The following is a 24,361-nucleotide window of genomic DNA, read 5'->3' on the forward strand; positions in this document are numbered from 1 at the left end:
TCTCGTATTCAAGATGCGCAGCCAGTCGCCGGCGCGGTTCAGGCGGACAGGTCCCGTAAAGAAAAAATACGGCTCATGCTCTCAGAGGAGAGCTTCTCAGATCACGGGAGGTCGGCCGAGTCTGGTCAGCCGCCATACCGTACGCCACTTCATCGGACGGCGCGGTCCGCAGGGCTTCGCCCAGCCTTCCCGGAATCCGCCGAACCACGCCTTCAGGGCGGGGCCCGAGGGCTTACGAAGCAGGGTCAGCAGCAGCCAGACGCCGAGGTAGACCGGCACCAGCGGCGCCGGCAGATTACGGCGTGCCAGCCAGACCCTGTTGCGGGCCACCATGCGATGGTAAACCGCGTGCCGCGACGGGGCAGTGGTCGGATGGTTGAGCACCATGTCGGCCCGGTAGTCGATCATCCAGCCGGCGTCCAGCGCCCGCCAGGCGAGATCGGTCTCCTCGTGCGCGTAGAAGAAGTCGCCCGGCAGCCCGCCGACCTCGGCGAGGACCCGGGTCCGGACGGCATTGGCGCCGCCGAGGAAGGTCGTCACCCGCGACGAGCGCATCGGGTCGGCGGCGCGCAGCCGCGGGACGTGCCGGCGTTGGGTGACACCGGTGTCCGGGTCGGCGATCCGGAAGCTGATTATCCCCAGCTTCGGGTCCTCCTCGAACGCCTGCCGGCACAGCTCGGCAGTGTCGGTCAGCGGCAGCAGTCCGTCGTCGTCGAGGAAGAGCAGGGCGTCGACGTCGGCGCCGGACGGGCCGAAGGCCTCGATGCCGACGTTGCGGCCGCCGGGGATGCCCAGGTTCTCCGGGAGCTCGACCGTCCGGACGCCCGGGGGGACGTCCGGTACGGGGGCGCCGTTGCCGACGACCACCGTCTCGATCCGGTCGCCGTCCTGCTTGGCGACCGAATCGAGGAGGGCGCGCAGCTCGTCAGGACGGTTTCCCATCGTGATGATGACCGCGCCGAGCTTCATCGGCGTGCTCACTTCAGCCTGCTCGAGGCCAGGACCGACACGAGGTGGAGCAGGGTCTGCAGCAGGGCGACACCCGCCAGGACCGCGACCGCGATGCGGCTGAAGAAGAGATCGTCCCGGACCGAGTCCAGGACGGCCGCGACCAGGATCACCAGTGACGCCTCGACGCACAGGATCAGCCGGTGGAACTTGAGCGCACCGGCGGCCCGGCGGGCGAGCGCCATGCCGGACGAGCGCGGCTCGGACGCCGCCTCCTTGACCGGCGGCAGCCCGCCCTGGTGCCGTGCGACCCCGACGAGGTCGGTCTCCGCCTTGATCAGGATGGCGCCCAGGGCCGCGAGAGTACCCAGGAAGGCCCAGAGCCAGTCGATCCGTCCGCTGCCCCACAGGTCGGCGGCGCGCAGGCCGAACCCGACCAGCACGGCCGCGTCGCAGAGGTATGCGCCGACGCGGTCGAGGTAGACGCCGCCCAGGGAGAACTGCTGCTTCCAGCGCGCCAGCTCGCCGTCGACGCAGTCGAGCAGCAGGTAGAGCTGGACCATGAGAACCCCGAGCAGCGCGCCGGGGATACCCGGGACGAGCAGGGCCGGAGCGGCGAGCACACCGGCGACGGTCATCAGGTAGGTCAGCTGGTTGGGCGTCACCTTGGTGTTCACCAGATACCGGTCCACACGCAGTGAGAGCTCACGCATGTAGAGCCGGCCCGCCCAGTGTTCACCGCTGCGCCGGTCCTTGACGCCCGGAGGGTGAACGACCGGACGGAGTTCAGCTACGGATGGTCTTGGCATAGTCGGCGTACGCGTCCCTGATCTGGTCGGTGGACAGGTTGAGGTGTTCCAGGATCGTGAAGCGTCCCGGGCGCGTCTGCGGGGCGTAGTCGACGGCCTGGACGAACTCGTCGGCTGTGAAGCCGATCTCGTCGGGCAGGACCGGCAGCCCGTGGCGACGCAGCGCGGCCGCCATGAGCAGCGACTCGTCCCGCGCTCCCCGCAGGTGCATGGCGAAGCAGGCGCCGAGGCCGACCTGCTCGCCGTGGCTGGCGGCGCGCTTGGGATACAGCAGATCGAAGGCGTGGTTGATCTCATGGCAGGCGCCGGAGGCCGGCCGGGAGTCCCCGGCGACCGACATGGAGATGCCGGTCAGCACCAGGCCCTCGGCCAGTACCTTCAGGAAGGAGTCGTCGCCGACCCCGCCGGGGTGGCGCAGCACGGCCTCGCCGGCCTGCCGGGCCATGGCCGCGGCGAGTCCGTCGATCTCCTCGCCGTTGACCTGGTGGGCGAGTTCCCAGTCGGCCACGCAGGAGATGTTGGAGACCGCGTCGCCGATGCCGGAGCGCACATAGCGGGTGGGCGCCTCACGGATGATGTCGAGGTCGATGACGACGGCGATCGGGGTGGGGACGCCGTACGAGCCCCGTCCGTTGTCGTTGTCCAGGGTCGCGACCGGCGAGCAGAGACCGTCGTGCGAGAGGTTCGTCGCGACCGCGACCATCGGCATGCCGACGCGCGCCGCGGCGTACTTCGCCACGTCGATGATCTTGCCACCGCCGAGGCCGACCACCGCGTCGTACCGGTCGCCCTTGATGTCGTCGGCGAGCTTGACGGCCGAGTCGATCGTGCCGTCGGCGACCTGGTACCAGTGGGCGCCGGGCAGCGCCGGGGCGAGCCGCTCGCGCAGGGCCAGGCCGGAACCGCCGCTGATCGCGACGGCGAGCTTGCCGGAGGCGGAGATCCGCTGGTCGGCGAGGAGGGACGCCAGATCGTCCAGGGCGCCGCGCCGGATGTCGACGACGACCGGCGACGGAATGAGCCGGCTCAGTACTGGCATGCGATCTCCCGGCCCTTGGCGAGGTCGTCGTGGTTGTCGATCTCGACCCACGTCACTTCGCCGATGGAGGCCACGTCGACGGTGAAGCCGCGGTTGACGAGCTCCTGGTAGCCGTCCTCGTAGTACAGGTCGGGGTCGCGCTCGAACGTCGCCTTCAGGGCGTCGGCCAGCTCCGCGGCGGCCTCGGCCTCGATGAGGGTGACGCCGATGTACTCGCCGGTCGCGGTGGCCGGGTCCATCAGCTTGGTAATGCGCCGCACGCCCTTGTCACCGTCGGTGATGACCTTCATCTCCTCGTCGGCGAGGTTCTTCACCGTGTCGAGGGCGAGGATGATCTTCTGGCCGTTGCCGCGGGCGGCGAGGAGCGTCTTCTCGACGGAGACCGGGTGCACGGTGTCGCCGTTGGCGAGGATCACGCCTCGCGTGAGCACGTCACGGGCGCACCACAGGGAGTAGGCGTTGTTCCACTCCTCGGCCTTGTCGTTGTCGACGAGGGTGAGCTTCAGCCCGTACTTCGCCTCGAGCGCGGCCTTGCGCTCGTAGACGGCCTCCTTGCGGTAGCCGACGACGATCGCGACCTCGGTGAGGCCGATCTCCGCGAAGTTGGCCAGCGTGAGGTCGAGCACCGTCTTGTCGCCGTCGACCGGCACGAGGGCCTTCGGAAGCGTGTCGGTGTAGGGGCGCAGACGCCGTCCGGCACCGGCTGCGAGTACGAGGCCGATCATGCGGGTTCTCCTTCGTCGTGAACGGCAGGTGCTCCGGAGGAGACCCAGAAACGGATGGACTCGACGAGCACCACCAGTGCCACGGCCACTGCGAGAGCGGTGAGTGCCACGGTGAAGCCCGAATGCTGAGTGAATACGGCGGCGAGTACGGCCACCACCAAGGTCCGGCCCTCGTGCCCACCGATCGTCCGCACCAGCCACCGGGGCGGCGCGCCGGTGCCCCCGCGGATGCGGTACACCGTGTCGTAGTGATGGTAGGCGACGGCCGAAACCAGCCCGAAAGCCGCCGGAAGTGCTTGATCGACATCGCTGCGGGCGGCCAGAGCGAGGATCGTGCAGTACTCCGCCGCCCTGAATATCGGCGGTACGAGCCAGTCGAGTGCGCCCTTGAGCGGGCGGGCCACGGCGACGCCTGAGCAGACCGCGTAGAAGACCGCGGCGACGATCATCTGCCGGCCGCCGAACGGCTGCGTCAGCGCAGCGGCGACCAGGGCGAGGGCGCCGACGAGGGCGGCCGTCGGCGCGGCCCAGCCGCTCCCGACACGGGGTCCCCGCGCCGCCACGAACTGGGCCAGCGGCCCGGAGTCGGCGAGGTCGGCGAGTGCCAGGGCGGCCCGGTCGGTGCGCTGGGCCTTGCGGGTCAGCGAACGCAGCAGGCGGCCGGCGGTGGTGTAGCAGGCGGCGACGGCGCAGCCGATCAGCAGGGCGTAGAAGACGATCCGCGGGGTGGTCACCGCGGTCAGCACGGCGATCATCGCCCACCGCTCGCCGATCGGCAGCACTATCATCCGGCGCAGCCAGACCGTCCACCCGACGCTGTCGAGCTTGTCGGAGAGCGCCGCCGTCGGGCTCGAATTGGCGACCGCGTCGTGGTTGGCCTCGTTGAAAGAGAAGTCGACGACATGGCGGCAGGTCTGCAGCACCATCGCGCCGAGCGCGAGCGCCCATACGTCGTCGCCGTTGCGGGCGGCGCCGAGGGCGAGTCCCGCGTAGTACGCGTACTCCTTGGCGCGGTCGAACGTGGCGTCCAGCCAGGCGCCCATCGTCGAGTACTGCAGCGAGTAGCGGGCGAGCTGCCCGTCGGTGCAGTCCAGGACGAACGAGAAGAGCAGCAGCAGTCCCGCGGCGATGTAGCCGCCGCGGCTGCCGGTGGCCGCGCAGCCCGCCGCGATCAGCGCGGTGAGCAGGGAGGCGGTGGTGACCTGGTTCGGGGTGAGGCCGCGGCGCGCGCACCAGCGCGCGATGTAGCGCGAGTACGGGCTGATGAAGAACGTGGTGACGAAGCCGTCGCGGGCCTTCACGGCGCTGCGCAGCCGCACCGCTTCGTCGTCGACCGCGGCCACGGCGGACTGCGCGGTGGCGCGGGCGGCCTGGTCGGCGGGCACGGCGGCGACGAGCGAGCCGAGCTCGGGGCGCTGCACAGCGGTGCCCTCGGCCTCCAGCGCGACGGCGATGCGGCCGGGCACCGTGCGGTCGGTGACGGGCACGGTGTCCGCGCCGCCGGCCCGTCCCACGGGGACGCCCGCGCCGACTGCCGCAGCGGTGCTGCGCAGGGCCTGGGCGAGCGCGGTACGCGCCTCCGGCTGCGCGGTGAGTGCACCGGGCACGGTGACGGCGGGGAAGCGGGGGTCGGTCAGCCCGAGTCGGAGGGCGTGGACATGCCCGACGAAGCGGGGGTCGACCAGGGCGACGCGGGCGTCGGCGGGAGCCGCGGCGAGCAGCTCCGCGGCTTCGGTGACATCAGCGGCGGCCTGTACGTCGAAGCCCAGCGACCTCAGATCGTCCTCGAGCGACGACCCGGGTACCGGTGCACCGGTGAGGATGGCGGTCGACAGACGAACTCACTCCTTGGTGCTGACAGGGTCGGCGCGCGACAGTGCGGCCCGAATGCGGGCCGGCGGCACGTCGGCAGAGGCTATCTGATGAACGGAAGCGGGAGTTCACCGCCCGTTTATGTTCCGTTCGGGGTGGGTCGCCATCATGCGGCTCCGCCCGCGATCATCATCGTCGATCCCTGCCTCGCCGGACAAACCGCGGTGGCCACGGCCCCCGCCTCGGCTGATGTACCGCGGTGGCATGGACCTAGGCTGACAGACATGACATGGCTGATCACAGGCGGAGCGGGATATATCGGGGCACATGTGGTGCGTGCCATGACGGGCGCCGGAGAGAAGGTGGTCGTCCTCGACGACCTCTCCACCGGCATTCCCGACCGGCTCCCGGCCGATGTACCGCTGGTCCGCGGCTCGGCCTCCGACCGCGCACTGCTCGACCGGGTGCTCGCCGAGCACGCCGTGACCGGTGTGGTGCATCTCGCAGCGAAGAAGCAGGTCGGGGAGTCCGTCGAGAAGCCTCTGCTCTACTACCGGGAGAACGTCTCGGGGCTCGCGGTTCTGCTCGAGGCCGTCGTCGCGGCCGGCGTGCAGCGCTTCGTCTTCTCCTCGTCGGCCGCGGTGTACGGCGTACCGGACGCGGAACTCATCACCGAGGAGACCCCCTGCACCCCGATCAATCCGTACGGTGAGACGAAGCTCGCCGGGGAGTGGCTGGTCCGGGCGGCCGGGAAGGCGCACTCCCTGTCCACCGGCTGTCTGCGCTACTTCAATGTGGCGGGAGCGGCCGAACCGGAACTGTCGGACACCGGCGTCTTCAATGTCATTCCGATGTTCTTCGACCGGCTGACCCGCGACGAGGCCCCGCGGATCTTCGGCGACGACTATCCGACGCCGGACGGGACCTGCATCCGCGACTACATCCATGTCGCCGACCTCGCCGACGCGCATCTCGCGGTGGCCCGCAGGCTGACCGAGCAGGCCGGTCCCGCGGACCTGACCGTGAACATCGGCCGCGGCGAAGGCGTCTCGGTGCGCGAGCTCGCCGATCTGGTGGGCGAGATCACCGGCCACCGCATCAAGCCGGAGACCGAGCCGCGCCGGCCCGGCGACGCGGCCAGGGCCGTCGCCTCCGCCACGCGGATGTCCGAGGAGCTGGGGTGGACGGCCCGGCGCGGGGTGCGGGAGATGGTCGAGTCGGCCTGGGAAGGCTGGTGCCTGCGCCACCCCCAGGCACTCGGCGCATGACCCACGCATTAACCGCCCAACTGCTCTGACCTGCGGCCATTTCCGCAGGTCAGAGCAGTTGACAACGGTGTTCAGTGCCGTGTTGCCCGATACCCCCCACCCGTAGTTCACTGGCCTTCTCGGGCCGATACGGGCCCGGGTCCGCGAGACGACCGGAGGCGTCCCCATGGGGGCTGGGCACGATCACGGACACACACACGGGGGGCCGCGGCCGACCGGCACCGCGGCCGCCGCGTACAAGGGACGACTGCGGGTCGCGCTCTGCATCACGCTCACCGTGATGGTCCTGGAGATCGTCGGCGGACTGCTCTCGGACTCGCTGGCTCTGATCGCCGACGCCGCCCATATGGCGACCGACGCACTGGGGCTCGGCATGGCGCTGCTGGCGATCCACTTCGCCAACAAGCCGGCCGGGCTCCACCTCACCTTCGGCTACGCCCGGGCGGAGATCCTCGCCGCCCTGGCCAACTGTCTGCTGTTGCTCGGAGTCGGCGGCTATCTGCTGTTCGAGGCGGTCGAGCGCTTCATCACACCGACCGAGACCCGGGGCGGCCTGATGATCGTCTTCGCGCTGGTCGGCCTCGTCGCCAACATGATCTCCCTGTCGCTGCTGATGCGTGGACAGAAGGAGAGCCTCAATGTGCGCGGTGCCTATCTGGAGGTGCTGGCGGACGCGCTCGGCTCGGTCACCGTCCTCGTCTCGGCGAGCATCATCCTGGCGACCGGCTGGCAGGCCGCCGACCCGATCGCCTCGCTGCTGATCGGCCTGATGATCGTCCCCCGCACCGTGAAGCTGCTCCGGGAGACCCTCAATGTGCTGCTGGAGTCGGCCCCGAAGGGGGTCGACATGGGAGAGGTACGGGCCCACATCACCGCCCTGCCCGGGGTACTGGACGTCCACGACCTGCACGCCTGGACCATCACCTCGGGCATGCCGGTGCTCTCCGCCCACGTGGTGGTGAACCAGGAACTGCTCGACTCGGTGGGGCACGAGAAGCTGCTGCACGAATTGCAGGGCTGCCTCGGTGTCCACTTCGATGTCGAGCACTGCACATTCCAGCTCGAGCCCATCGGTCATGCGGAGCACGAGGCCAAGCTCTGTCACTGAACGGCCCCTCGGGGGACGGGTGTAGGGTCCCCGCAGAGGCATTCGAGCCTCGCCCGTTTCTGAGAGAGGAGCTGAGGTTGATGACCGACACGACGGCGCCTGCCCGGCGCAGCATTCGGTCCTTCTTCAGCTCCCGGGTTCCCGGCTAGCACCCCGACTCACACCGAGTCGCGACGTTGGCCGGAGCCCTCTCACTCAAGGGTTTCCCACGTTGACCGACAACGATCACGCCGTTCGTGACGACCACGCCGTTCGTCACGAGGCGTTCTTCTCCCTGCACCACGACCTGCCGCGGCAGAGCCCCGGCTCCGACGCCACCACTCGGCAGCTGCTCGCCCTCACCGGCCCGCTGCCGCACCGTCCGCGCGTCCTCGACCTGGGCTGCGGCCCGGGCAGGGCCGCGCTGCTGCTCGCCGCCGAGGCGGGTGCCGAGGTGACAGCCGTCGACACCCACCAGCCGTTCCTCGACGAGCTGCGCGTGGCCGCCGAGGCACGCGGGCTCGGCCACCGGATCCGTACCGTCCGGGCCGATATGGGCAAGCTCTCCGGCCCCGGCACACCGGACCTCGCGGACGGGTCGTTCGATCTCGTATGGGCCGAGGGGTCCGCGTACATCATCGGCTTCGACACCGCGCTGCGGGACTGGAGGCGACTGCTCGCCCCGGGTGGCTCCCTGGTCGTCAGCCACTGCGTCTGGACGACGGACGAACCGTCGGACGAGGCGCGCGCCTTCTGGGACCAGGACGGCCCGATGCTCCCGGTCGCCGCGCAGACCGCGGCCGCCGTCGCGGCCGGCTATCACGTCCTAGGGGTGCGGGTGCAGCCCGAGAGCGACTGGGACGAGTACTACGTCCCGCTCGCCCGGCACGTCGAAGCGGCGGATCCGTCGGCTCCCGGCATGGCATGGGCTCTCGCGTCCACCCGTGCGGAACTGGCCATGCGCCGCGACCACGGCGAGGAGTACGGCTACGCCGCGTACGCCCTGCGTCCCGCCGACCCCCGTTGGACCACCCGGCCGGAGACGGCGGCGGACATCGAGGCGGTGCACTCGGTCAACTCGGCCGCGTTCCCGACACCGGACGAGGCCGGTCTCGTCGACGCGCTGCGGGCCGATCCGTCGGCCTGGCTGCCCGGCCTGTCGTACGTGGCGCAGGACGGGCCGGACGGTGACATCGTGGCGTACGCCCTGCTGACCCGGTGCCGGGTCGGTGACACACCGGCGCTGGCACTGGCACCCGTGGCGACCGTTCCTGACCGGCAGCGCGAGGGGGCCGGTCAGGCGGTGGTGCGGGCCGTGCTGGATGCGGCCCGGCTGCGGGGCGAACGGCTCGTGCTGGTGCTCGGGCATCCCGGGTACTACCCGAGGTTCGGTTTCGTACCCGCTTCCCGGTACGGGATCCGCCCGGGCTTCGACGTACCGGACGAGGCGATGATGGCTCTGCCGCTCGACGATTCCGCGCCGGTGCCGCAGGGCATGATCCAGTATCCGGCGGCATTCGGGGTCTGAGGCGTGGTCCGGTCCCACCGCATCCGTACAGTGCGGTGGGACCGGACATGCCAGGACCCGAAGTACGGACAAGCCGCTTTTGTACGGCAGACTTGAGCAGACTCGAGGGGTCCGGCGCACGGTGCCGGGGACCATAGCGAAGGATGGGTATGCCGACCACACCAGCCACCGCGGCGAACAGCTCGTCGAACGGCACAACAGAAGCGATCATGCTCGAACTGGTCGACGAGAACGGCACCACCATCGGCACGGCGGAGAAGCTCGCCGCCCACCAGGCGCCCGGTCAACTGCACCGCGCGTTCTCCGTGTTCCTCTTCGACGAGCAGGGCCGACTGCTGCTGCAGCGCCGTGCGCTCGGCAAGTACCACTCCCCCGGTGTCTGGTCGAACACCTGCTGCGGTCACCCTTATCCGGGCGAGGCGCCCTTCGCCGCTGCCGCCCGGCGCACCTACGAGGAGCTCGGCATCTCGCCCTCGTTGCTCGCCGAGGCCGGCACCGTCCGCTACAACCACCCCGACCCGGCATCCGGACTGGTGGAGCAGGAGTTCAACCACCTTTTCGTCGGGCTGGCGCAGGCACAGCTGCGGCCGGACCCGGATGAGGTCGGCGAGACGGCGTTCGTGGCCGCGGACGAGCTGGCGAAGCGACATGACGAGGCGCCGTTCTCGGCCTGGTTCATGACGGTGCTCGATGCGGCACGCCCGGCGATCCGGGAGCTGACCGGCTCGTCCGCGGGCTGGTAGGAGTGGACCGGCGGGTCGGGGACGGCGGCAGGAACCGACGGGCCGGGGACAGCCCGGGCCGACGGATCGGGTGGCTACGCGCCGTCAGAGGTTCGCGCTCAGCGGCAGCGCCGCCCAGATGATCTTGCCGCCGGCGGCGGTGTGCTCGACGTCGCAGGTGCCACCCGCTTCGAGCGTGATCTCCCGGACCAGCAGCAGCCCGCGCCCACCGGTCTGCGCGTAGTCCGTCTCCAGGGCCGTCGGCCGGTACGGATGGTTGTCCTCCACGGACACTCTGACCCATTCGGCGCCGACGGCCACCTCCACGGCCAGCTCCGGCGAGAGCAGCGCCGCGTGCTTCACCGCGTTGGTCACCAGCTCGGAGACGATGAGCAGCAGACCCTGGGCGATGTCCTCGTCCATCGGCACGCCCTGGCGGTTCAACAGATCGCGTACGGCGTGCCGGGCCTGCGGTACGGAGACGTCGACGGCGGGCGCGGTGAAGCGCCAGACCCCCTCGTACGACACGGGCCGGGCCGGGACACTCCCGCGGCTCTCCATAGTTCCGGCACCCGCTCTCGACTCGTTGGTCACTGCACGTCGAGTACAGAGTGCGGGGAGTGGTTGGTCCGGACCGTACTACTGAACAAAAGTCGACCTCTATCGACAGAATTTGATCGATCGAGTAGGACAGCGTCACTTCTCGGACTGTTTCTGATCTTCTTCTACGGCTTGTCCGGCAGCTCCTCGCTCACGGTCTGCTGATCCGAGACCAACGAGACGATGCGGCGGCCGCCCACCCCGATCGCGATCAGGCCGAGACCGTCGAAGAGCAGCGCGAGCGAGAAGAACAGGCCGAGCACATAGAGGCTGCTGTGCGGCCAGTCGAAGAGCACGAGCAGCCCGAGCAGCAGACCGAAGGCACCCTGCAGCAGCGTCCAGCCGAACTGCGGTCCGCGCACCACGACACTCCCCACCAGCCGGAACACCCCACCGGTCAGGAAGAGCAGCGCCGCGAACATGGTGAGCGCCTCGGCCGTGCCGTGCGGATGGCGGATGACGACGACTCCGGCGGCGATGTTCAGCGCGGCGACCACGACACCCAGCCAGAAGTAGTTGGTACCGCGGGACTGGATGGCGTGCAGCAGACCGACCAGGCCCCCGATCAGCAGCAGCCAGCCGAAGAGAATCATCGAGGTGAGAGTCGCGACTCCGGTGTAGACGAGACCGACCAGGCCCGCCACGACAAGAAGGGCGCCGAGCAGGGCGAGCAGGCCGAAACTGCGGCTCAGCTCCCTGCCCCGGACTGCGGGATCGGTCATCCGACAGCTCCTCACGGTGCGTGCCCGCTTCGCGACCCCTTCTTGATCATAGGTTCGAACAGTACGGATAGCATCCGGCGCATGGACCGTGAGGAACCGCAGCTGAAGCACACCGTCGCGGACGGCGTCGCCACCGTCGTGATCAGCCACCCGGCCAAGCGCAACGCGATGACGGCCGCGATGTGGCAGGCGCTGCCCGCGCTGCTGGAGCAGCTGGCCGCCGACACCGCCGTGCGCGCCCTGGTTCTGACCGGCGCCGGGGACACCTTCTGCGCGGGTGCCGACATCTCCTCGCTCCGGGACGGGGCGCGCGATCCGGACTTCGATCCGCAGGCTCTCGCCGTGGCGGCCGAGGAGGCGCTCGCCGCCTTCCCCCGGCCGACGGTCGCCGCGGTGCGCGGCTTCTGCGTGGGCGGCGGCAGCCAACTGGCGGCCGCCTGCGATCTGCGGTTCGCCGAGGAGGGCGCGTCCTTCGGCGTCACCCCGGCCAAGCTGGGGATCGTCTATGCCGCGTCGTCGACACGGCGGCTGGTCGCGCTGATCGGCCCGGCCGCGGCGAAGCATCTGCTCTTCTCCGGCGAGCTGATCGGGACGGAGCGCGCGCTGCGGACCGGTCTGGTCGACGAGGTGCTGCCGGCCGGTGAGCTGGACAAGCGCGTGGAGTCGTACGTACGGACCCTGGCCTCGCGCTCGCAGCTGACGCAGGCGGCGGCGAAGGAGTTCGCGGCGGGACGTGAGGACCGGGACGCGTACTGGGCGGAGCAGGCGCGCCGCAGCGGCGATACCGCGGAGGGTGTCGCCGCCTTTCTGGAGCGGCGGGCGCCGCGCTTCACCTGGTCGACCTGAGCGCCGGCCGGGACGGCCCCGAGGCGGTCACGTGATCCCTGGATCGGCGCGCGGTGTCGGATCCGGTGCATCGCAAGGCGGAGTGGCGTCCCCGTACCGGTCGTGTCCGGGTGTTCCGACAACGCGGCGAGGTGCCGTGGCCGGCGTCGTGCGCCCGCCGGGGATGACGGGACGGCCCTCAGCGGAGGATGAAGCGGCTCTTGGTGCGGAATTCCTCGACGAGCGCGGCGGGCGCCTTCTCCGGTGACCCCGCGTCGTACGGCGGCTGGGGGTCGTACTCCGTCAGCAGCTGTACCGCCTGGGCGTGCTCGTCGCCGGCGATCCGGCCGAGCAGGGTGAGCCCCATGTCGATGCCGGACGATACGCCGGCGGCCGTGACGTACTTGCCGTCGAAGACGACGCGCTCGCCGGTCGGCTCGGCGCCGTACGTCTTCAGGACGTCCCGGGCGAGCCAGTGCGAGGTGGCGCGCCGTCCCTCCAGCAGACCGGCCGCGGCGAGCAGCAGCGAGCCGGTGCAGACGGAGGTCGTCCAGGTGCTGGTGGCATCGGCGGCGCGCAGCCAGCCGAGCAGCGTCTCGTTCTCCATCTGGGCGCTCTGGCCGGGGCCGCCGGGGACGATCACCAGATCCGGGGCGGGTACGTCGGCGAGGGTCCGCTCGGCGACGAGCTCGAGGCTGCCGCTGTCGTTGCGCACGGGGCCGGTCCGCTCGGCGACGAAGACGGTCTCGGCGCCGGGGGTGCGGCAGAGGATTTCGTAGGGGCCGACGGCGTCGAGTGCCGTGAAGCGGTCGAAGAGGACGATGGCGATCTGCATGGCATGCCTTTCAGCTGGTGCTGGTCATGGGCTGGGGACGGAACCGCCGCCGGTACTCCGCAGGCGCGGTGCCGAGGGTCTTGACGAAGGCGCGGCGCATCGCCTCCGGGGTGCCGTACCCGCAGGCGTGCGCGATGTGGGCGACCCCCTCGGCGGTGTCCTCCAGGAGCCGCCGGGCCTGTTCGAGCCGGACACGGTCGACGTACCGGCCCGGTGTCTGTCCCGTCTCGGCCTGGAAGGCGCGGGCGAAGTGGCGGGGTGAGAGGCGGGCGCGGGCGGCGAGAGCCTCGACGGAGAGGTCGTCATCGGGGTGCGCGGTGATCCAGTGCTGGACCTCGCGCAGTGGTTCGCGGCGGGCGATCTGCGAGGTGAGCTGCGCGCTGAACTGGGCCTGGTTGCCCGGCCGCCGCAGAAAGACGACGAGGTGGCGGGCGACGGTGAGCGCGATCTGCCTGCCGAAGTCCTCCTCGACGAGAGCGAGGGAGAGATCGATGCCCGCGGTGACACCGGCGGACGTGGCCAGCTTCCCGTCGCGTACGAAGATCGGGTCCGGGTCGACCTCGACGGCCGGGTAGGTGCGGGCGAGGTGCTCGGCGACCACCCAGTGCGTGGTCGCCCGGTGCCCGTCCAGCAGTCCCGCCTCCGCGAGCAGCAGGGCTCCCGTGCAGACCGAGACCAGCCGTTCGGCGTGCGGGGCGTGTGCCCGCAGCCAGTCGACGAGTGCCGGATCCGGGCTACGGGTGCCCTGGCCGCCGGGGACGAGGAGGGTGTGGGGCGTTTCGGCGTCGGCGAGGCTGCCGTCCGGTACGAGAGTGAGTCCGACGCTGGTGCGGACCGGCGCGCCGTCGAGTGAGGCGGTACGGAGGTCGTACGTCACGTCCGGGAAGCGGGCGGCGCCCGCGAAGACCTCCATGGGCCCGGTCACATCGAGGCTCTGGACGCCGTCGAAGAGGACGACGAGTACGGATCGCTGCGTCATGTCCTCCATCCTCAGGGGCCGCGTAGACGGCCGCAATGACGAGGAACCCACCTTTCCTGCCATCGCGAAGCCGGTGCGGACCGGACGTGGTCCTGGGGTTCCGTCACGTACCGACCAGTCGGTAACGTGCGCGCATGAGTACTCTGCCGCCGCTCGCCGGACGCCGCTGCCACAACGCCATCAACCCGCTGCACTCGACGGTCTACTTCTCGCCCGACCTCGGCAAGGAGCTCGGGGAGCTCGGCATAGACGACGCGAACGCCGCCTACTTCGCCGCACGCGGGGCGGCACTGGGCACTGTCGGACCGGGCACCGTCACCGCGACGTTCTACAACTTCAATCACGACCTCGTCGCCCGGCACCTGCCCGCGGTGTGGTCCGTCGCCTCGCCGGAGGCGGTCCTGGAGGCCCGGCTGCGCGCCGTCGACACGACGCTGCGCCGGCTGCTCGGCCCGGAGACCATCGACTCCCCCGAGCTGGCCGAGGCGGCGGAGCTGGCGCTGCGCGCCGCCGAGGCGTGCACCCGACACGCCCGGCCGCTGTACGCCGCCCACGCCGATCTGCCCGTGCCCGAGCAGCCGCACCTGGCGTACTGGCACGCCGCGACACTGCTGCGCGAACACCGCGGCGACGGCCATCTCGCCGCGCTCCTCGCCGCCGGTCTCGACCCGGTCGAGGCCCTGGCCAGCCACACCGCGACCGGCAAGGGCATGTCGCCTCGCTGGATTCTCGCCACCCGCGGCTGGCGCCGCAGCGACTGGGAGGACGCGACCGAGCGGCTGCGCGGGCGTGGACTGCTCGACGGCGAGGGCGAGTTGACGGAGGCCGGCGTGGCTCTCCGCGCGGAGCTGGAGGACGCCACCGACCGGATGGACGCGGCACCGTACGAGCATCTCGGCGCGGAGGGCGTGGCGCGGCTGACCGAGCTGGCGCGCGGCTTCCTGTTCACGGCAGCTTCGGCGGGTGCGTTCCCGGCCGATCTGATCGGCAAGGGCTGAGCCGCCGACCGGTCGACAAACGGGGTGGTCGGGCGACACGGCGCCCGACCACGCGGCACAATGCTGGCGAAGGAGCCACGGCGTGCCCTGGCCCCGGGTAAGCACAGCCAGTACGAGAAGGCGAGTCGGTAGAAACCGTGACGACGTCCATCGAAGGCAGGATCGCCGAGGAGCTCGGCGTACGCGAGCGGCAGGTGAAGGCGGCCGTCGAGCTGCTCGACGGCGGGTCGACCGTGCCGTTCATCGCGCGCTACCGCAAGGAAGCGACCGAGATGCTCGACGACGCGCAGCTGCGCACGCTCGAGGAGCGGTTGCGGTATCTGCGGGAGCTGGAGGACCGGCGTAGCGCGATCCTCGACTCCGTCCGCGAGCAGGGCAAGCTGGACGAGGCTCTGGAGGCGCAGATCCGGGCGGCCGACACCAAGGCCCGTCTTGAGGACATTTATCTGCCGTTCAAGCCGAAGCGGCGTACGAAGGCGCAGATCGCCAGGGAAGCGGGACTCGAACCGCTTGCCGACGGGCTGCTGGGCGACCCGTCGGTCGAGCCGTCCGCCGCTGCGGCTGCCTTCGTCGACGCCGACAAGGGCGTCGCGGACGCGGCGGCGGCGCTGGAGGGCGCCCGCGCGATCCTGGCCGAGCGTTTCTCGGAGGACGCGGATCTGATCGGCGAGCTGCGCGAGCGCATGTGGTCGCGTGGGCGACTGGCGGCGAAGGTACGGGACGGCAAGGAGGAGGCCGGCGCGAAGTTCGCCGACTACTTCGACTTCGCCGAGCCGTTCACCGCGCTGCCCTCGCACCGCGTGCTCGCGATGCTCCGGGGCGAGAAGGAGGATGTTCTCGACCTGGTCCTGGAGCCGGAGGAGCCGTCGGACGAGCCGGGCCCGTCGACGTACGAGAACATGGTCGCCCGCCGCTTCGGTGTGGCCGACCGCGGCCGCCCCGGCGACAAGTGGCTGGGCGACACCGTGCGCTGGGCGTGGCGGACCCGGATCCTCGTCCACCTCGGGATCGATCTGCGGCTGCGGCTGCGTACGGCGGCGGAGGACGAGGCGGTACGGGTCTTCGCGTCGAACCTGCGTGATCTGCTGCTCGCCGCGCCGGCCGGGACGCGGGCCACTCTGGGGCTCGACCCCGGCTTCCGTACCGGGGTGAAGGTCGCCGTCGTCGACGCGACCGGCAAGGTCGTGGCGACGGACGTCATCTACCCGCACGTCCCGGCGAACAAGTGGGACGAGTCGCTGGCCAAGCTGGAGCGGCTGGCGAAGGACCACTCCGTCGACCTGATCGCGATCGGCAACGGCACCGCGTCCCGCGAGACGGACAAGCTCGCCGGTGACCTGTGCGACAAGCACCCGGAGCTGAAGCTCACCAAGGTGATGGTGTCCGAGGCCGGCGCCTCGGTCTACTCCGCCTCGGCCTTCGCCTCGCAGGAACTCCCCGACATGGACGTGTCGTTGCGCGGCGCGGTGTCCATCGCGCGGCGCCTGCAGGATCCGCTGGCCGAACTGGTGAAGATCGACCCGAAGTCGATCGGTGTCGGCCAGTACCAGCACGATCTGTCCGAGGTGAAGCTGTCGCGTTCGCTGGACGCCGTGGTCGAGGACTGTGTGAACGGCGTCGGTGTCGACGTCAACACCGCGTCGGCGCCGCTGCTTTCTCGGGTCTCGGGCATCGGCTCCGGCCTCGCGGAGAACATCGTCGCGCACCGGGACGCGAACGGGCCCTTCCGGTCCCGGAAGGCGCTGAAGGACGTGGCGCGGCTCGGCCCGAAGGCGTACGAGCAGTGCGCGGGCTTCCTCCGGATCCGGGGCGACGACCCGCTGGACGCGTCGAGCGTGCACCCGGAGGCGTACCCGGTGGTGCGGGCGATGGTGAAGAGGACGGGCAGTGACGTCGCCTCGCTGATCGGTAACACGGGGGTGCTGCGGTCGCTGCGGGCCGACGACTTCGTGGACGAGAAGTTCGGTCTGCCGACGGTCACGGACATCCTGAAGGAGCTGGAGAAGCCGGGCCGCGACCCGCGGCCGGCGTTCAAGACCGCCACCTTCAAGGAGGGCGTCGAGAAGATCGGCGATCTGGTGTCCGGGATGGTGCTGGAAGGCGTCGTCACGAATGTCGCCGCGTTCGGTGCGTTCGTGGACATCGGCGTCCACCAGGACGGTCTGGTGCACGTGTCGGCGATGTCGAAGACCTTCGTGAAGGACCCTCGGGATGTGGTGAAGCCGGGCGACATCGTGAAGGTGAAGGTGATGGACGTCGACATCCCGCGGAAGAGGATCTCGCTGACACTGCGGCTCGACGACGAGGCGTCGACGGGGGCGGCGCCTCAGAGCGGCGGAGCGAAGCGGGAGCGGGGCGAGCGCGGCGGTCAGGGTGGCGGTCAGGGTGGCCGGCCGCCGCGGCAGCGACAGGGCCAGGGCGGTCAGGACCGCGAGCGGCGCGCCGGCGGTGGCGGTGGCTCCGCTCGTCCGGCGCCGGCGCCGGTGAACAGCGCGATGGCTGATGCGCTGCGGCGGGCGGGACTGGCGGATCCGCAGCAGGGCGGGAAGAAGCGCTGACGGCGGCGGGGGTGGGGGCGGCCGCCGAGCGGGCTGCCCCCACCCCCGCCCCCTGATCGAAACCGGGGCTCCGGTACCCGTACGCCGGACCGGCCGAAGGTGACCCGTCCGGGCGGGACAGCCCGGGCCCTCCGGCGTCCGAGGACTCTTCCGGGCGTCTCCGGCGGCTGAGTCGCGGGGCCGGGACAGAGCTCCGGAAGGCCGTCAGGCCTCGGTCACCCTGCCCGCCGCCACCTCGACCCGCCTCGTCGTCCGTACCGCCTCCAGCATCCGCCGGTCATGCGTGACCAGCAGCAACGTCCCGGTGTACGAGTCGAGCGCCGATTCCAGCTGCTCGATCGCGGGCAGGTCGAGGTGGTTCGTGGGCTCGTCCAGGACCAGGAGGTTCACGCCCCTGCCCTGCAGGAGGGCCAGTGCCGCGCGGGTGCGTTCGCCCGGGGAGAGCGTCGTCGCGGGGCGCATCACATGGTCCGCGCGCAGCCCGAACTTGGCCAGCAGCGTGCGGACTTCGGCGGGTTCGGTGTCCGGGACGGCCGCGCAGAACGCCTCCAGCAGCGACTCCGAGCCGTGGAACAGCTTCCGTGCCTGGTCCACCTCACCGACCACCACGCCCGAGCCGAGCGTCGCGTGGCCCGAGTCCAGCGGGAGGCGGCCGAGCAGCGCCGCGAGGAGAGTGGACTTACCGGCTCCGTTGGCGCCGGTGATCGCCACCCGGTCCGCCCAGTCGATCTGCAGCGACGCCGGCCCGAACGCGAAATCGCCGCGTACGACCTGTGCGTCGCGCAGGGTCGCGACGACCGACCCGGAGCGCGGGGCCGTCGCGATCTCCATCCGCAGCTCCCACTCCTTGCGCGGTTCGTCGACGACATCGAGCCGTTCGATCATGCGCTGGGTCTGCCGGGCCTTCGCCGCCTGCTTCTCGCTCGCCTCGCTGCGGAACTTGCGGCCGATCTTGTCGGAGTCGGTGGCCTTGCGGCGGGCGTTCTTGACGCCCTTGTCCATCCAGCCGCGCTGCATCTGCGCCCGCCCCTCGAGGGCGGAGCGCTTGTCGGCGTACTCCTCGAATTCCTCGCGGGCGTGTCGGCGGGCGCGGTCGCGCTCCTCCAGGTAGGCCGCGTAACCGCCGCCGTACAGATTGATCTGCTGCTGGGCGAGGTCGAGTTCCAGGACCTTGGTGACCGTGCGCATCAGGAACTCACGGTCGTGGCTGATCACGACGGTGCCTGCGCGCAGCCCGGAGACGTACCGCTCCAGGCGCTCCAGGCCGTCCAGGTCGAGGTCGTTGGTGGGCTCGTCGAGCAGGAAGATGTCGTACCGCGACAGGAGCAGCGAGGCGAGTCCGGCGCGGGCGGCCTGGCCACCGGAGAGTGCGGTCATCGGCAGGTCGAGGCCGACGGTCAGACCGAGGTCGGCGGCGATCTCCTCGGCACGCTCGTCCAGGTCGGCGCCGCCGAGGGCCAGCCAGCGTTCGAGGGTGTCGGAGTACGCGTCGTCGGCACCCGGCGCCTCGTCGACCAGAGCCTGGGTCGCGGCGTCCATCGCCACCTGTGCGTCGGCCACCCCGGTCCGGCGGGCGAGGAACTCCCGCACGGTCTCGTCCTTGCGCCGCTCCGGCTCCTGCGGGAGGTGGCCCACGGTGGCGGTGGGCGGGGAGAGCCGCAGTTCGCCCTCCTCCGGCCGGTCGAGCCCGGCGAGCAGCCGGAGCAGCGACGATTTTCCGGCTCCGTTGACTCCGACGAGACCGATCACGTCGCCGGGCGCGACGACGAGGTCGAGCCCGGCGAAGAGTGTGCGGTCGCCGTGTCCGGCGGCGAGGTCCTTGGCGACGAGAGTGGCAGTCATCAGGGTCCCGATCCTAATCGGCACCCGGCCTCGCCCTCGACCGGTGTCAGAGCAGGCCGGCCAGTCGGTAGAGGGCGAGGGATCCCGCCACGGCGACGTTCAGGCTGGCGCCGGTGCCGATCATCGGGATCTCGACGCAGGTGTCGAGGAGATCCAGGGCCTCGGGTGGGATGCCCTGCTGTTCGTGGCCGAGGACCATCACGGTCGGTTCGCGGGCCGCGGGCAGGTCGGCGAGGCGGATCGCCTCGTCGGCCAGTTCGACACCGACGATCCGCAGACCGCGCTCGCGCTGCTTCTGCAGCCAGCCGAGGGGATCACCGGTCCAGTGGGTGCAAAGAGGTTTGCGGAGGGTGTTGCCGCGGGCCAGGGCCTCGGGCACCCACGGGTGGCGGGGCACGGTGAGGCAGGCGCCGACGGCGTCACAGGTGCGGGCCAGGGTGCCGAGATTCGCGCCGTGCAGCGGCCAGAGCGGAGCAGCGTAGAGGTGGTCCCAGCAGGAGTGTGCGCGCGGACGCCGGGTGCGGCGGAGTTCCGTGCGGGTACGGGTGCGGATCGCGGGCCCGCTCCGGTCGCCGCTCATCGCGGCACGGAGGCGGACCTCCCGGACGAGTGGTGGTGCGTACGAGGCATCGTGTACGGCGATTGGCGGCTCACCGGGGCCATCGACTTCCAGCTCAGTGGTGCACCATCGGTGCGACCAGCACGCTCCCCATGGTGCGCGCCACGATGAAGGATTGCCCCTTCACCGCCCGTGCGTCCAGTGGAATTCGGTGCTCGCCCGGTTCCAGTACGCCGTCGAAGACCGCCTGGATGTGGGTGCGGTACAGCCGGTCGAGTCGGTACGCGACCAGGCTCACCCGGCAGGACGAGGTGACGTGCACGACGGCCGTGCCGTCCGCCGCCACCAGGCGGACCAGGCGGCGCCGGGCGGGTGCGCTGCGGTCGAGGGCATGCTCGATCTGGGCGACCAGCACGGGGATGACCGGAGCGAGCCCGTCGACGTAGGCGACGTCCGCTCCGGCCCGGGTGAAGGCCTGCCGCACGGCGGCGCGTTCGTCTTCGGTGATGGCGCGGCCGAACGCCACGGCGCGGTAGCCGCGGAGCTCGTCGGGCGTCACCTGGGCGACGTCGGGGGCGATGTCGGCGCCGATCCCGATGGCGCGGAGTGCGGCGGCGAGCTTGGCGAGTACGGCGACGCGGGCGCCGATCAGCAGGACTCGGCGCCCGGCGGGCATGTCCGGACCCGGCTCGTCGCCGTCCGCCGACACGTGCGGAATCAGTCGTTCCAGTTCCTGCCGGTACTGGAAGCCGTCGAAGCGGAACGGCCCTATGCCGTGGTAGCCGCTCCGTTCCAGGTCGACGGTCTCGTACGTCTGCCAGGCGAAGTCGCGCCAGACGATGTCGGCGCCGTCGCGTTCGATGACAGCGGTGACCGCCCCGCATCCGAGGCTCTCGCACTCGGGGCAGCCGTAGATCACGTATCGCCCGTCGGCGAGCGGGGCTTCCGCTTCGAGGAGCAGTCGCCGCACGTGCGTGGTGAAGATCGCGGGCGGTACGTCGGAGGCGAGCGGGGACACGGCGTCCAGGTCGGTGAGCTGGAACAGCAGCGGACGGCCGTCGACGATGAAGTCCATGAAGTCCCGGTGCACCTGGTAGTCGCCATGGGCGAGGACTCCACCGGCTCGCATCGCCGGCGCAAGGCCGAAGGTCGCGTACTCGGCAGACATGACCCGAGTATTCCCGGCTCGGACCCGTCGTGAGCGCGGCATCGGGCATTCCGTTAGCGTCCGCCCATGAGCAGCGCACGGGCAGTCGGGACAGCCGGGGCAGAAGTGTCGGACGTGATCGTGGTGGGCGGCGGGGTCAGCGGACTGACCACGGCGCTGGTGCTCTCCGAGCGCGGTCACCGGGTGCGGGTCTGGTCCCGGGAGCCGGCCGCGGCCACGACCTCGGCGGTGGCGGGAGGGCTGTGGTGGCCGTACCGGATCGAGCCGGAGGATCTCGTCGGCAACTGGGCTCTGAGCACGCTGCGGTGGTACCAGGAGCTGGCCGACCGCCCGGAGGAGACCGGTGTCCGGCTGGTCTCCGGCGTGCACCGGGGCGAACGGCTCGCCGCACTGGGGCCGTGGGCGGCGGAGCTGACGAGCCTCGTGGAGGTCGAGGAAGGGTTGCGGGCCCGGCTGCCGCTGATCGACATGGCGGTGTACCTGGGCTGGTTGGAGCGTCGGCTCGCAGCCGCCGGGGGTGTGATCGAGCGGCGTACGGTCACCTCCCTCGACGAGGCGGCGGCGCAGGCTCCGGTCGTGATCAACTGCACGGGTCTGGGCGCTCGTGGGCTGGTGCCTGATGCCGGGATGCGGCCGGTGCGCGGTCAGTTGGTGCTGGTGGAGAACCCGGGCATCGAGGAGTGGTTCACCGAGACGGACCCGGTGTCGGAGGCGACGACGTACTTCTTCCCGCAGCCCGGAAGGCTGGTGCTCGGTGGTACGGCGGAGACGGACGACTGGAACGCGGAGCCGGATCCCGGCACGGCGCAGCGGATCGTGGCGAGGTGTGCGCGGGTCCGGCCGGAGATCGCGCGGGCCCGGATCATCGGGCACCGGGTGGGTCTGCGCCCGGCCCGCGACGCCGGAGTGCGGATCGAGGCCGAACCACTGCCCGGAGGTGGTCGGTTGGTGCACAACTACGGGCACGGGGGTGCCGGGGTGACGGTGGCTCTGGGCTGCGCCCGGGCAGCGGCCGGGCTCATCGGCCGGGACTTGTTCTGAGTCCGGATCACGGGGGTGGTCGCCAGTCGCCCCGCATACCCGACCCCTTGTCAGACCGCTGTTACGTTGCCGTGAGGATCTTGCTTCGACCTCTGGAGAGGGCGTATGTACGACGAACGGCTCGCCGAGTTCTCCCGCGAGCGGCTGGACGGCCGTCCAATACCCGACGATCTGCGCGTGCTGCTGGTGGCGCAGTGGGAAGGCCGCACCGACTTCACCCGTCTTCTCGACCTCGACTTCTTCGAGGCGGGAGAGGTCCACCCGCTCCTGGACACCAGCTATCTGAGCGAAATCGAACTCGCGGACCCGGAGATGCAGTCCGTCAACGCCGGAGCCGCGGAGATGGCCAAGTACGTCCAGCTCGTGGCGAGGGGCGGAAAGGGGTGGATCGGCTACTGGCTGCACCCTGACGAACCCGCGGACCGTGCCTGGCACCTCGTAGAGCTGGACACCGAGTTCACCTTCTGGGGCCTGGTCGGCCTCACCCTGACCGAGGGGTCCGCCGCCGAGCAGGCAAGCTACCAGGACGAGCCCGATGAGCGAATCGCGTTCACGCAACTGGCCGCCGAACTCGCCGAGCTCGGCCTACCGCTGAGCACGCAGGACTACGACGCCCTCGATGACACCGAGTACACGGTGGACCCGGAGAAGCTCATGGAGGAGCTGGTCGAAGCCGAACGCGAGAAGCGGGGTCTTCGCTGAGCGGGGAGACGCCTTCAGGAGGCGAGGTGACAGGATGACACGGTGCTCGACTCTCTGCGTGAACCGTGGCTGCGCGGCATCGCCTTCAATCCGGCGGCGCCCTCCGACGTACTGATACGCCTGTTGGATCGAGCGGCCGGTGAAGCCGGCCTGCTGATGTGCGAGGGTCGTGACCTGCCTGACGCCGTCATCGACGCGGCCCTGCGCCATCCGGACTACGTCATCCGTCGCGCACTCGCCCGCAACCGGTACGTCGACCCGGCGCGGCTCGCCCCCTTGGCGACGGACCCGTCGGGGGTCGTCCGCGGGTGGCTCGCCGCCGGCCCCCGTCACCACCCCCGATGGGTCCGACCGCTGCCGGACGACGTCCTCGTGACCCTCTTGACCGCCCGGGACGGGGGCGAGGACGGCAAGGTCACCGAGCACGAGATCATCGGGGAGCTCGAATCGTCCCGGCAGATCCCGCTGTCCTTCTACCGCTCCATGGCCGGCCACGAGGCCCCCGAACTCCGGATACGGGCCACTTGGAGGTGGCAGTTGCTCACCCCGGCGCAGCGGGCGGGGCTGCTCGACGATCCGGACCCCTCGGTCCGTGAAGCGGCGCGGGACAGGAACTGGGAGCTGGACCCGGAACGGGTGGAGGCCAGGCTGCCGTCCTTCGGTTCGCGCAACGGATTCGTGTTCGGCACGTGTGCCCTGTCCCCCGCGCTCGTCGAGCAGTGCTTCGCGGACGGCATGGTGCACCCCTTGACCTGGAACCGGCACACCCCGGCCTACGCTGTCGCCCGGCTCGCCCGCCACCCCGAGGCGGAGGTTCGCGCGTTGGTCGCCGCCCGGCCCGACGTGGGACCGGACCTGGTGGCGAAGTTGAGGGAGGATCCGGACGAGGGTGTGCGGATCTGCGCGCGCCTCCACTCCTTCCCCCGCACCTGGGCCGAGTACGACGTGATCCGCCGGGTCATCGGGCACGGTCCTGACTGCACCTGCCCGATCACCGAGCCGTTTACCGAGTCGAATACCGAGCCGGCCGTCGGGCCGTCTCCCGACTGGTTCGCCGCCTGCGCGGTGTCCGAGGAACCGGTGCTCCGCCGGGTTGCGGCAAGTTGGCCGGGCCTTTCGGCGGAACTCGTCAACACGCTCGCGCAGGACGACGACGAGGAGGTACGGATCCGGCTGGCCTGCCACCACCCTCTGGCTCCGCCGCACCTCCTTCTGGATGTCTTCGTCACCCGCCCGGCCCACCGTCCGCACCTGCTGGCCCTGCCCGCGTTCCCCCGTACCGGCCGGTCTCACCTCGTCGACCACCCGGATCCCGAGGTACGGGCCCTGGCCTCAGCCGATCCCGCCTTGCCCGACCCTCCGGTGGGTGACCCCGACGCGTCGGTCCGCCGGGCAGCGGCCGCCAACCCGAGCCTGTCACGGGAAGCCCTGGAGGCCCTCCTCGCCGACCCCAGAACCGCCGAGGGCGCTGCGTCCAATCCGGCCCTCCCCGTTCCGCGCATGCACGCACTCCTCGACCACTGCCTGAACGGCACCGCCACCCGGCCGGGAGCCGTCCAGCGCTGACAGACGTCGCCCACGTAGCGATCACGGG

At 70.9% G+C, this 24,361-nt stretch carries 22 protein-coding genes; 10 read left to right on the forward strand and 12 right to left on the reverse strand.

The window, feature by feature from the left end; all coding sequences use genetic code 11:
- Positions 1-96 precede the first annotated feature (96 nt).
- From OG963_RS09445 to OG963_RS09465, 5 genes are read right to left on the reverse strand one after another with little or no spacing between them, the layout of a single operon-like run.
- Positions 97-981, reverse strand: a complete 885-nt coding sequence (locus OG963_RS09445; protein WP_030930173.1) for a glycosyltransferase family 2 protein — start codon at positions 979-981, stop codon at positions 97-99.
- Positions 978-1,757 carry a CDP-alcohol phosphatidyltransferase family protein gene (locus OG963_RS09450; protein ID WP_078879109.1) on the reverse strand — a complete coding sequence of 260 codons (780 nt, stop codon included), beginning with the start codon at positions 1,755-1,757 and terminating at the stop codon, positions 978-980. Before OG963_RS09450 ends, OG963_RS09445 begins: the two co-directional genes overlap by 4 nt.
- Positions 1,735-2,796 carry an iron-containing alcohol dehydrogenase family protein gene (locus tag OG963_RS09455; protein ID WP_030930168.1) on the reverse strand — a complete coding sequence of 354 codons (1,062 nt, stop codon included), beginning with the start codon at positions 2,794-2,796 and terminating at the stop codon, positions 1,735-1,737. The genes OG963_RS09450 and OG963_RS09455 overlap by 23 nt, the downstream gene beginning before the upstream one ends.
- Positions 2,784-3,521: a sugar phosphate nucleotidyltransferase gene (locus OG963_RS09460; RefSeq protein ID WP_093779529.1), complete on the reverse strand. Its 738-nt coding sequence runs from the start codon at positions 3,519-3,521 to the stop codon at positions 2,784-2,786. Before OG963_RS09460 ends, OG963_RS09455 begins: the two co-directional genes overlap by 13 nt.
- On the reverse strand, positions 3,518-5,299 hold the full coding sequence (locus OG963_RS09465) for a DUF5941 domain-containing protein (protein ID WP_371126494.1): 1,782 nt from the start codon (positions 5,297-5,299) through the stop codon (positions 3,518-3,520). Before OG963_RS09465 ends, OG963_RS09460 begins: the two co-directional genes overlap by 4 nt.
- Before the next feature lie 318 nt (positions 5,300-5,617).
- Between OG963_RS09465 and galE the strand changes: the two genes are divergently transcribed.
- The 4 genes from galE to idi all read left to right on the forward strand — a co-directional run bounded on the left by galE (position 5,618) and on the right by idi (position 9,959).
- On the forward strand, positions 5,618-6,601 hold the full coding sequence (gene galE / locus OG963_RS09470; protein ID WP_093779525.1) for a UDP-glucose 4-epimerase GalE: 984 nt from the start codon (positions 5,618-5,620) through the stop codon (positions 6,599-6,601).
- 166 nt (positions 6,602-6,767) lie between these two features.
- Positions 6,768-7,709, forward strand: a complete 942-nt coding sequence (locus tag OG963_RS09475) for a cation diffusion facilitator family transporter (protein WP_030930156.1) — start codon at positions 6,768-6,770, stop codon at positions 7,707-7,709.
- A 211-nt stretch (positions 7,710-7,920) separates the two neighbouring features.
- Positions 7,921-9,216 carry a bifunctional class I SAM-dependent methyltransferase/N-acetyltransferase gene (locus tag OG963_RS09480; RefSeq protein WP_371798751.1) on the forward strand — a complete coding sequence of 432 codons (1,296 nt, stop codon included), beginning with the start codon at positions 7,921-7,923 and terminating at the stop codon, positions 9,214-9,216.
- 149 nt (positions 9,217-9,365) lie between these two features.
- Positions 9,366-9,959 (forward strand): isopentenyl-diphosphate Delta-isomerase, encoded by a 594-nt coding sequence (gene idi, locus OG963_RS09485; protein WP_371798752.1) that lies wholly within the window; start codon positions 9,366-9,368, stop codon positions 9,957-9,959.
- A gap of 84 nt (positions 9,960-10,043) precedes the next feature.
- On the opposite strand, the gene OG963_RS09490 is transcribed toward idi, so the two are convergent.
- Both OG963_RS09490 and OG963_RS09495 read right to left on the reverse strand, forming a co-directional pair.
- Positions 10,044-10,499, reverse strand: a complete 456-nt coding sequence (locus OG963_RS09490; protein WP_093779519.1) for an ATP-binding protein — start codon at positions 10,497-10,499, stop codon at positions 10,044-10,046.
- Positions 10,500-10,663: 164 nt separating this feature from the next.
- On the reverse strand, positions 10,664-11,260 hold the full coding sequence (locus OG963_RS09495) for a DUF308 domain-containing protein (RefSeq protein WP_362277993.1): 597 nt from the start codon (positions 11,258-11,260) through the stop codon (positions 10,664-10,666).
- A gap of 81 nt (positions 11,261-11,341) precedes the next feature.
- Between OG963_RS09495 and OG963_RS09500 the strand changes: the two genes are divergently transcribed.
- Positions 11,342-12,106, forward strand: coding sequence for an enoyl-CoA hydratase/isomerase family protein (locus OG963_RS09500; protein WP_093779515.1), 765 nt, complete (start codon positions 11,342-11,344; stop codon positions 12,104-12,106).
- A gap of 178 nt (positions 12,107-12,284) precedes the next feature.
- Here the strand turns inward: OG963_RS09500 and OG963_RS09505 are convergent, their stop codons facing one another.
- Both OG963_RS09505 and OG963_RS09510 read right to left on the reverse strand, forming a co-directional pair.
- Positions 12,285-12,920 carry a DJ-1/PfpI family protein gene (locus OG963_RS09505; protein WP_030930141.1) on the reverse strand — a complete coding sequence of 212 codons (636 nt, stop codon included), beginning with the start codon at positions 12,918-12,920 and terminating at the stop codon, positions 12,285-12,287.
- A gap of 10 nt (positions 12,921-12,930) precedes the next feature.
- Positions 12,931-13,899, reverse strand: coding sequence for a GlxA family transcriptional regulator (locus OG963_RS09510; protein WP_371798753.1), 969 nt, complete (start codon positions 13,897-13,899; stop codon positions 12,931-12,933).
- Between the two features lie 134 nt (positions 13,900-14,033).
- Between OG963_RS09510 and OG963_RS09515 the strand changes: the two genes are divergently transcribed.
- Both OG963_RS09515 and OG963_RS09520 read left to right on the forward strand, forming a co-directional pair.
- Positions 14,034-14,897, forward strand: coding sequence for a hypothetical protein (locus OG963_RS09515; protein ID WP_093779511.1), 864 nt, complete (start codon positions 14,034-14,036; stop codon positions 14,895-14,897).
- Between the two features lie 137 nt (positions 14,898-15,034).
- A complete protein-coding gene (locus OG963_RS09520) occupies positions 15,035-17,455 on the forward strand; it encodes a Tex family protein (protein ID WP_093779509.1) in 2,421 nt (806 codons plus the stop codon).
- Positions 17,456-17,659: 204 nt separating this feature from the next.
- On the opposite strand, the gene OG963_RS09525 is transcribed toward OG963_RS09520, so the two are convergent.
- From OG963_RS09525 to OG963_RS09535, 3 genes are all read right to left on the reverse strand, one after another.
- On the reverse strand, positions 17,660-19,297 hold the full coding sequence (locus OG963_RS09525; RefSeq protein ID WP_093779507.1) for an ABC-F family ATP-binding cassette domain-containing protein: 1,638 nt from the start codon (positions 19,295-19,297) through the stop codon (positions 17,660-17,662).
- 46 nt (positions 19,298-19,343) lie between these two features.
- Positions 19,344-19,877, reverse strand: coding sequence for a TrmH family RNA methyltransferase (locus OG963_RS09530; protein ID WP_030930134.1), 534 nt, complete (start codon positions 19,875-19,877; stop codon positions 19,344-19,346).
- A gap of 94 nt (positions 19,878-19,971) precedes the next feature.
- The gene (locus OG963_RS09535; protein ID WP_093779505.1) at positions 19,972-21,024 is read right to left on the reverse strand and encodes an oxidoreductase; all 1,053 of its coding nucleotides are present in this window, start codon (positions 21,022-21,024) and stop codon (positions 19,972-19,974) included.
- Between the two features lie 66 nt (positions 21,025-21,090).
- Between OG963_RS09535 and OG963_RS09540 the strand changes: the two genes are divergently transcribed.
- From OG963_RS09540 to OG963_RS09550, 3 genes are all read left to right on the forward strand, one after another.
- Entirely contained in the window at positions 21,091-22,065 is a 975-nt protein-coding gene (locus OG963_RS09540) for an FAD-dependent oxidoreductase (protein ID WP_093931415.1), read from the forward strand.
- A gap of 105 nt (positions 22,066-22,170) precedes the next feature.
- Entirely contained in the window at positions 22,171-22,767 is a 597-nt protein-coding gene (locus OG963_RS09545) for a hypothetical protein (protein WP_371798754.1), read from the forward strand.
- A gap of 42 nt (positions 22,768-22,809) precedes the next feature.
- Complete coding sequence (locus OG963_RS09550) at positions 22,810-24,333, forward strand: hypothetical protein (protein WP_371798755.1); 1,524 nt, start codon at positions 22,810-22,812, stop codon at positions 24,331-24,333.
- Positions 24,334-24,361: the final 28 nt, after the last annotated feature.

The organism is Streptomyces sp. NBC_01707 (genome assembly GCF_041438805.1).
Taxonomy (GTDB): domain Bacteria; phylum Actinomycetota; class Actinomycetes; order Streptomycetales; family Streptomycetaceae; genus Streptomyces.